The organism is Streptococcus halitosis (genome assembly GCF_003143695.2).
GTDB classification, from domain to species: Bacteria; Bacillota; Bacilli; order Lactobacillales; family Streptococcaceae; genus Streptococcus; species Streptococcus halitosis.
This window is the reverse complement of sequence record NZ_QEMY02000001.1, coordinates 1,323,428-1,331,771: the sequence shown is the minus strand read 5'-3', so window position 1 is coordinate 1,331,771 and position 8,344 is coordinate 1,323,428. Positions and strand designations below refer to the sequence as shown.

9 protein-coding genes are annotated in these 8,344 nt (G+C 40.8%); 7 read left to right on the top strand and 2 right to left on the bottom strand.

Features of this window, described 5'->3' with window-relative positions:
- Positions 1-30: 30 nt before the first annotated feature.
- Together DB729_RS06600 and DB729_RS06595 are read right to left on the bottom strand one after the other, a co-directional pair.
- Positions 31-1,379, bottom strand: a protein-coding gene (locus tag DB729_RS06600) for an IS3 family transposase (protein WP_109289924.1) whose coding sequence is annotated in 2 segments (ribosomal slippage) — positions 31-938 and positions 938-1,379 — 1,350 coding nt in all. Because the reading frame shifts where the segments join, the coding sequence is not laid out codon by codon here.
- Between the two features lie 107 nt (positions 1,380-1,486).
- Positions 1,487-1,771: a DUF3270 domain-containing protein gene (locus DB729_RS06595; RefSeq protein WP_084872933.1), complete on the bottom strand. Its 285-nt coding sequence runs from the start codon at positions 1,769-1,771 to the stop codon at positions 1,487-1,489.
- Between the two features lie 377 nt (positions 1,772-2,148).
- Here DB729_RS06595 and DB729_RS06590 point away from each other — a divergent pair, with 377 nt between their 5' ends.
- From DB729_RS06590 to DB729_RS06560, 7 genes are all read left to right on the top strand, one after another.
- A complete protein-coding gene (locus DB729_RS06590) occupies positions 2,149-3,204 on the top strand; it encodes an ABC transporter permease (RefSeq protein WP_109289931.1) in 1,056 nt (351 codons plus the stop codon).
- Positions 3,205-3,217: 13 nt separating this feature from the next.
- A complete protein-coding gene (locus tag DB729_RS06585) occupies positions 3,218-3,898 on the top strand; it encodes an ABC transporter ATP-binding protein (RefSeq protein ID WP_096422394.1) in 681 nt (226 codons plus the stop codon).
- A 124-nt stretch (positions 3,899-4,022) separates the two neighbouring features.
- Positions 4,023-4,952, top strand: coding sequence for a peptidase U32 family protein (locus tag DB729_RS06580; RefSeq protein WP_049518552.1), 930 nt, complete (start codon positions 4,023-4,025; stop codon positions 4,950-4,952).
- Between the two features lie 105 nt (positions 4,953-5,057).
- Positions 5,058-5,741 carry a ribose-5-phosphate isomerase RpiA gene (gene rpiA / locus DB729_RS06575; protein ID WP_057489008.1) on the top strand — a complete coding sequence of 228 codons (684 nt, stop codon included), beginning with the start codon at positions 5,058-5,060 and terminating at the stop codon, positions 5,739-5,741.
- 23 nt (positions 5,742-5,764) lie between these two features.
- On the top strand, positions 5,765-6,976 hold the full coding sequence (locus DB729_RS06570; RefSeq protein ID WP_049479720.1) for a phosphopentomutase: 1,212 nt from the start codon (positions 5,765-5,767) through the stop codon (positions 6,974-6,976).
- Between the two features lies 1 nt (position 6,977).
- Positions 6,978-7,538, top strand: a complete 561-nt coding sequence (locus DB729_RS06565) for a DUF1697 domain-containing protein (RefSeq protein WP_109289932.1) — start codon at positions 6,978-6,980, stop codon at positions 7,536-7,538.
- Entirely contained in the window at positions 7,535-8,344 is an 810-nt protein-coding gene (locus tag DB729_RS06560) for a purine-nucleoside phosphorylase (RefSeq protein ID WP_109289933.1), read from the top strand. Before DB729_RS06565 ends, DB729_RS06560 begins: the two co-directional genes overlap by 4 nt.

Sequence of the window (8,344 nt, the reverse complement as noted above, 5' to 3'; positions counted from 1 at the left end):
TGTACTGACCCCAAAAAGTTAGACAAATAATTATTGAAAGGATTTAGTTCTGTACTGCACAGGACTAAGTCCTTTTAGTTTGACTTTAATTCTTTTATTGTTGTAGTAATTGATATAGTCTACAATGGCTTGTTCCAATTGCTTAAGCGACTGAAACGACTTCTCATAGCCGTAAAACATTTCGGATTTCAAAATGCCAAAGAAGGACTCCATCATCCCATTGTCTGGGCTGTTGCCCTTGCGGGACATAGATGCTTGAATTCCCTTACTCTCTAGGAACCGATGATAAGAATCGTGTTGGTATTGCCAGCCTTGATCGCTATGGAGAATTGTATTTTCGTAATGCTCCTCTGTGAATGCCTGTTCTAACATCGTTTGTACTTGTTCTAAATTAGGCGAACAAGAAAGATTAAAAGCAATAATTTCGCTGTTAAAGCCATCTAAAACTGGTGATAAGTAAAGCTTGCGAGCACTTGCTGGAATGGCAAATTCTGTCACATCTGTGTAGCACTTTTCCATCGGTTTGGCTGCTTCAAATTGGCGTTGAATAAGATTCTCTGCCTTCTTGCCAATCTCTCCTTGGTAGGAAGAATACTTCCGTTTCCGACGAATTCGAGCCACTAAACCAAGGACTTTCATCAGACGTTGGACTTTTTTATGATTGACCGAATAACCACGATTTCTTAGTTCTAAGTGAATCCGACGATAACCATAATTTCCTTTATGCTCACGATAAATTGACTGAATTTCAATTTTAATATCTTGATTCTTATCTGGTTTATATAGCTGTTTTAAGTGGTAATAATAGGTTGAACGGGCAAGCTTAATAATCTTTAGAAGAATATTTAAAGAAAACTCTGTTACCAATCCTCGGACAATTTCCGTTTTTCTTCTTTCTCTTTTTCCTCCTTCAATCGGAGTTCTCTCAACTTTTTTAGAATGGCATTCTCCGCTCTCAGGTACTCATTTTCTGCTTGAAGACGTTCTAATTCTGTCATTTCTTCAGGTCTCTTCTTTGGCTTACGTCCCATTTTAGACGGTCTCCCTCTTGTTTTCTCAACAATAGTATACCCGTTTTTCCTGTATTGTTCCAGCCAATTCGAAAGTAATCCACTACTTGGGAGAGCATAATCCAGAGATACGCTTAGTTGGGAACGACCTTCAATCAAAACATTATTGATGATTTCTTGCTTTAATTCAGGAGAGTAATAACGGTTTTTCCCTTTTTTGACGAACTCTATTCCGTAACGATCAATCAATTTAATCATGTACCTAAGATTAGAATTGTTTATCCCAAATTTATTTGAAAGCTTCTCTAAGCTATATCCTTGTTTTCTTAGTCCATAGATTTGAACTTTATCTTCATAACTCAATTTCATAATAAAACACCCCAAAAGTTAGATTCTTTCTGTCTAACTTTTGGGGTGCAGTTCATATAACTGTCTTTTTTGATAACTAGAAAAGAGGTTGGTAATGGTACCAACCTTTATTTTGAAATTTTTCGTTTAATGATCTTTCGTTGGAGTTGGAGGAGTGCCAAGCTTGCCCCTATAGCAGCAACAAATGATAAAGCTGTGTTCAATTTTAAGGCTAAAAAGATAAAACTAAAAAACACCATAAAAATACAAAAACAAGCAATATTTACAAAAAATAAAATTTCTTTTAAATTGGAGCTAACAGGAGCTTCCAGTGTATAGTCTTGATAAAGCGGAGTTTGATTCGATTCGGGAGTTTGTTCAAACTCATAAGCTTCTAATTTTCTTGCGGGCATGATTCTCTCCTTAACAGTACATAACTATTTTATCATTTTTTATGCAGAGAATTATTACAGAATTGTTACAAAACTACTAAAGTCTTATATCATCTTCTAAGTTGCTTTTCTTGACACCCACTAGGGAAAGTGATAGCATGGATGTTACACTTGAAACAGATGACCTGACCTTCTCTATTATAAATATACTGAGGAAGGGATAACTTATATAAATTGATAGCAAGCAAGTGCTTTTCCTAAGATAATTTGTTGAGTTGCTACCGTGATTCTTTGTAAAAGAGGTAGGAGTTGTTTTGAATGGATGATAAGACAGAGATGCTGTCTATTGGACTGGGTAGCATTTTGCTACCTCTGGGGAAAAGTTAAAGGAGATAAGCATGTATCTTGCTATCAAAGAAATATTACGAAACAAACTTCGATATAGTTTGATTCTCACTACCATTTTTCTTATCGCTTTTATGGTCTTTTTTATGACCAGTTTAGCTCTTGGTCTTGTACGTAACAACCGAGCCGCTATTGATAACTGGCAAGCGACGGGTGTGGTTTTATCTGACTACGCAAATGATAATTTGACGGCATCTTTTATTCCTGAAAAGGACTACAAGGAGAAGAGTTCTAAAGAGGCTGCTCCCCTGGGCTATATGTTCGCTGTGACTAATCTAGTCGATGATAGTGAAAAGGTCAATGTTTCCATCTTTGCTCAAGAGTGGGACTCTTTTATCTCTCCGAGTCTGATTGAGGGCCGTTATCCTGAAGGGAATGATGAGGTTGTCGTGGATCAGTCCTTTGAGAATTATGGGATTAGGCTAGGTGATGCCATTCAGCTCAATGGAAGTGAGACAAGTTACAAGATTGTAGGCTTGACTCAAGGAAATAAATTTTTCACCGAGCCTGTTGTCTTTACGAGTCTGACAACTTATTGGACCTTACAAGGAACCTTGAAAGCCAATCGTTCCGTCTCTGCCTTGGTATTGAAAAATGATATAGAAGTGGCTGGAGACAGACTGAAACAGATTTCCATTCCAAAAATGATTTCGAAAATTCCTGGTTACACACCTCAGGTGAATGTATTTTCAGGAATGATTCTTGCTATGATTGTTATCACAGGCTTGATTGTGGGGATTTTTGTTTATATCATTACCATCCAAAAACTTGGACTTTATGGAATAATGCGAGCTCAAGGAATACAGATCAAAATCATTGTATGGTCCCTTTTCTGTCAAATCTTCCTTTTGTCTGGTATGGGAATTGCTCTAGCCTTGCTAGCTATCGGAGGAGTGATTTTAGTCTTACCAGCTACCTTCTTTTTCTATCCAAGTTGGATAGCTTACTCCGTCCTAAGCTTGGTAATTTCCTTGATGGCCCTTCTAGGTGGTGTCATTTCACTTCCACGCTTGCTAAAGGTGGACCCGATTACTGCGATTGCAGAGTGATAAGGAGAATAGTATGACAGCGTTGATTGAAATGACTCAAGTTACAAAAACCTACGGGGAAGGAAAGATGAAAGTTGTAGCCCTGCATGAGACGAATTTTCAGCTAAATGCGGGAGAGTTCGTAGCTATTGTTGGGCCTTCAGGTTCTGGAAAGACGACCTTTCTAACAACTCTAGGACAACTACAGGAAGCTTCGAGTGGAAAGATTCTGGTCAAAGGGAAGGAAACAGGCAGTTTGACGGAGAAGGAAAAAACAGATCTCCGTTTTAGAGAGTTTGGGTTCATTCTTCAGGCTTCAAACTTAATTCCTTTTCTAACGGTCAAGGAACAGCTGGATTTGATTGACAAACTGGATAAGGGAAAAAATAGTAAAAGTGATCGAAAAGAGCTATTTGACTTGTTGGATTTGGAAAAAGTTCAAAATCATTATCCCAAAGCTCTATCAGGTGGTGAACGTCAACGTGCCGCGATTGCTAGAGCGCTCTATAACAATCCGAGTATCGTTCTTGCAGATGAGCCGACAGCCAGTCTAGACACCGAGCGTGCTTACCAAGTAACGGAGATGCTGGCTGCTATTGCCCATGAACAAGGTAGAGGAGTTGTCATGATTACACATGATACACGCCTTCTTGATAAGGTCGACCGTATCTATGTTATGAACGATGGCCACTTAGTTGAAGAAACACATGCATAAAATAGAGTGAACGGTGTTGGATACTGTTCACTTTTTAATTTCAAAATTTAAAAATAAGACTGACTTTTTGTAAAACTCCCAGTATTCATAGCTGATTTTCCAGAAATATGGTATAATTTTTCTTATGGAAAAGATTATTATTACAGCAACTGCTGAAAGTATTGAACAAGTTGAACAACTACTCGAAGCTGGCGTAGATCGTATCTATGTTGGTGAGAAAGATTTTGGCCTTCGTCTGCCAACAACCTTTAGTTATGAAGAGTTGCGCACCATCGCTAAGCTCGTTCATGATGCGGGCAAGGAATTGATTGTTGCGGTTAATGCCCTCATGCACCAAGATATGATGGACCGTATCAAGCCTTTCCTAGACTTCTTGGAAGAAATCAAGACAGACTATATTACTGTTGGGGATGCAGGTGTTTTTTACGTAGTCAACCGTGATGGCTATTCCTTTAAGACCATTTATGATGCTTCAACCATGGTAACAAGCAGTCGTCAGATTAACTTCTGGGGTCAAAAGGCAGGCGCATCTGAGGCGGTTTTGGCGCGTGAAATTCCATCTGCCGAGCTCTTCAAGATGCCCGAGATTTTGGAAATTCCTGCTGAAGTGTTGGTTTACGGAGCTAGCGTCATCCACCATTCTAAGCGTCCGCTCTTGCAAAACTACTATAACTTCACGCACATCGATGACGAAAAAACGCGTAAACGTGACCTCTTCTTGGCAGAGCCGAGTGACCCAGAAAGCCATTATTCCATCTTTGAAGACAATCATGGTACCCACATCTTTGCCAACAATGACCTTGATTTGATGACCAAATTGACAGAATTGGTGGAGCATGGTTTTACTCACTGGAAGCTAGAGGGACTTTACACCCCAGGTCAAAACTTTGTTGAGATTGCAAAACTCTTTATTCAAGCACGCAGCTTGATTCAAGAGGGGAATTTCAGTCATGACCAAGCTTTCTTGTTAGATGAGGAAGTGCGCAAGTTACACCCTAAAAACCGTTTCCTTGATACAGGATTCTATGATTACGATCCTGATATGGTTAAATAGGACACCAAAACCCGAAATAAAAATGTTCGGGTTTTTCAAGTGTATTCATGAAATAAAAACGGATACATGTTATAATAAAAGTAGCTCTTTAATGGAGGTGTTTAAGTGGAGAATCTGAAAAAGATGGCAGGTATCAAGGCTGCTGAGTTTGTCAAGGATGGTATGGTAGTCGGTCTGGGAACTGGCTCTACTGCCTATTATTTTGTCGAAGAAATTGGTCGTCGGATTAAGGAAGAAGGTTTGCAGATTACTGCTGTGACAACTTCCAGTGTGACCAGTAAACAGGCTGAAGGACTAAACATCCCGCTCAAGTCGATTGATCAAGTGGATTTTGTTGATGTGACGGTTGACGGGGCGGATGAAGTAGATAGCCAGTTTAACGGAATCAAAGGCGGTGGTGGTGCCCTTCTGATGGAGAAGGTTGTCGCAACGCCCTCAAAAGAATATATTTGGGTGGTGGATGAAAGCAAACTGGTGGAGAAACTAGGTGCTTTTAAATTGCCAGTAGAAGTGGTTCAGTATGGCGCAGAACAGGTTTTTCGTCGTTTTGAGCGAGCTGGCTACAAACCAAGTTTCCGTGAAAAAGACGGCCAACGTTTTGTGACCGATATGCAGAACTTTATCATTGACCTAGCCTTGGATGTCATTGAAGATCCGATTACTTTCGGGCAAGAATTGGACCATGTCGTTGGTGTCGTAGAGCATGGCTTGTTCAACCAAATGGTGGATAAGGTCATCGTTGCTGGACGAGACGGTGTTCAGATTTTAACTTCAACAAAAGCAAACTAATCAACATAATAAGGAGACACACTATGTCAAAATTTAATCGTATTCACTTGGTAGTACTGGATTCTGTAGGAATCGGTGCGGCACCAGATGCCAATAACTTTGTCAATGCAGGGGTTCCAGACGGAGCTTCTGACACACTGGGACACATTTCAAAAACAGTTGGTTTGAATGTACCAAACATGGCTAAAATCGGTCTAGGAAATATTCCTCGTGAAACTCCCCTGAAGACTGTGCCAGCAGAAAGCAATCCAACAGGATATGCAACAAAATTGGAAGAAGTATCTCTTGGTAAGGATACCATGACTGGACACTGGGAAATCATGGGACTCAACATTACCGAGCCTTTCGATACTTTCTGGAACGGATTCCCAGAAGAAATCTTGACAAAAATCGAAGAATTCTCAGGACGCAAGGTCATTCGTGAAGCCAACAAACCTTACTCAGGTACAGCTGTTATCGATGACTTTGGGCCACGTCAGATGGAAACTGGGGAGTTGATTATCTATACTTCAGCTGACCCTGTTTTGCAGATTGCTGCCCATGAAGACATCATCCCTTTGGATGAATTGTACCGTATTTGTGAATACGCTCGTTCGATTACACTTGAACGTCCTGCTCTTCTAGGTCGTATCATTGCCCGTCCATATGTTGGTGAGCCTGGTAACTTCACTCGTACGGCAAATCGTCGTGACTTGGCCGTTTCACCATTTGCTCCAACTGTTCTCGATAAACTCAATGAAGCAGGTATCGATACTTATGCTGTGGGTAAAATCAACGATATCTTTAACGGTGCGGGAATCAATCATGACATGGGACACAACAAGTCAAATAGTCATGGAATTGATACACTATTGAAGACGATGGGACTTGCTGAGTTTGAAAAAGGATTCTCATTTACAAACTTGGTTGACTTTGATGCCCTTTACGGTCACCGCCGCAATGCTCACGGTTACCGTGATTGCTTGCATGAGTTTGATGAGCGCTTGCCTGAAATTATCGCTGCCATGCGAGAGGATGACCTTCTCTTGATTACTGCGGACCATGGGAATGACCCAACCTACGCCGGAACTGACCACACTCGTGAATACATTCCGCTTTTAGCTTATAGTCCATCCTTTAAAGGAAATGGCGTCATTCCAGTTGGACATTTTGCAGATATTTCTGCAACAGTTGCGGATAACTTTGGTGTTGAAACAGCCATGATTGGGGAAAGTTTCTTAGATAAATTGGTATAAGATGACGCGATATGCTTTACTTGTTCGGGGCATTAATGTCGGAGGGAAAAATAAGATTGTCATGGCGCAACTTCGTCAAGAACTGACAGAGTTGGGACTGGAAAAGGTTGAAACCTACATCAACAGTGGCAATATTTTCTTTACTTCGAGAGTTCTCAAAGACCAATTGGTTGAAAAGTTAGAGGCTTTCTTTGCAGTCCATTATCCATTTATTCAGAGCTTTTCTTTGCTGAGTCAGGAAGATTATGAAGAAGAGCTGAAGAATCTGCCAGATTGGTGGACCAAAGATTTGGCACGAAAGGATGTCCTCTTTTATACAGAAGGCTTGGATGAGGCTCAAGTCATTGAGAAAGTTGAAAGTTTGGAACTGGAAGATGAAGTGGTTCATTTTGGAAGACTTGGGATTTTCTGGGGGAAATTCTCTGAGGAATCATACTACGAAACAGCTTATCACAAATACTTACTCAAGATGCCTTTCTACCGCCAAATCACCATTCGCAATGCCAAAACCTTTGACAAAATCGGTCAAATGCTAAAAAATAATAAAGGAGATACACAATGACATTTTTAGATAAAATCAAGGAAACAGCTGCTTTCCTGAAAGACAAGGGAATCCAAGCGCCTGAGTTCGGTCTAATCCTTGGATCAGGACTTGGAGAATTGGCAGAAGAAATCGAAAATCCAGTTGTAGTAGACTATGCTGAGATTCCAAACTGGGGCCGCTCAACAGTAGTTGGTCACGCTGGTAAATTGGTATATGGAGAACTTGCAGGTCGCAAGGTCTTGGCTCTTCAAGGTCGTTTCCATTTCTACGAAGGCAATCCTCTGGAAGTGGTGACTTTCCCAGTACGTGTGATGAAAGTCCTCGGATGTGAAGGTGTCATTGTGACCAATGCAGCTGGTGGTATTGGCTATGGTCCTGGTACTTTGATGGCTATCTCAGACCATATCAACATGACGGGGCAGAATCCATTGATGGGTGAAAACTTGGATGACTTTGGTCCACGTTTCCCAGATATGTCTAAAGCCTACACTCCAGAATATCGTGCTACTGCCCATGAAGTGGCTAAGAAACTTGGTATCAAGCTTGATGAAGGTGTCTATATTGGTGTAACAGGTCCGACTTATGAAACCCCAGCAGAGATTCGTGCCTATAAGACATTGGGAGCAGATGCAGTTGGTATGTCCACTGTTCCTGAAGTTATTGTGGCAGCTCACTCAGGCTTGAAAGTTCTCGGTATTTCATGTATTACTAACCATGCTGCTGGTTTCCAAGAAGAACTCAACCACGAAGAAGTTGTAGAAGTGACTGAACGTGTCAAAGGTGACTTCAAAGGCTTGGTTAAAGCTATTCTTGCTGAATTGTAG

Bases quoted from the DNA above. Each gene is read 5' to 3' on its own strand.
- DB729_RS06590 (WP_109289931.1), top strand. From the start codon at position 2,149: ATGTATCTTGCTATCAAAGAAATATTACGAAACAAACTTCGATATAGT.
- DB729_RS06585 (WP_096422394.1), top strand. From the start codon at position 3,218: ATGACAGCGTTGATTGAAATGACTCAAGTTACAAAAACCTACGGGGAA.
- DB729_RS06570 (WP_049479720.1), top strand. From the start codon at position 5,765: ATGTCAAAATTTAATCGTATTCACTTGGTAGTACTGGATTCTGTAGGA.
- DB729_RS06560 (WP_109289933.1), top strand. From the start codon at position 7,535: ATGACATTTTTAGATAAAATCAAGGAAACAGCTGCTTTCCTGAAAGAC.
- DB729_RS06595 (WP_084872933.1), bottom strand. From the start codon at position 1,771: ATGCCCGCAAGAAAATTAGAAGCTTATGAGTTTGAACAAACTCCCGAA.
- DB729_RS06580 (WP_049518552.1), top strand. From the start codon at position 4,023: ATGGAAAAGATTATTATTACAGCAACTGCTGAAAGTATTGAACAAGTT.
- DB729_RS06565 (WP_109289932.1), top strand. From the start codon at position 6,978: ATGACGCGATATGCTTTACTTGTTCGGGGCATTAATGTCGGAGGGAAA.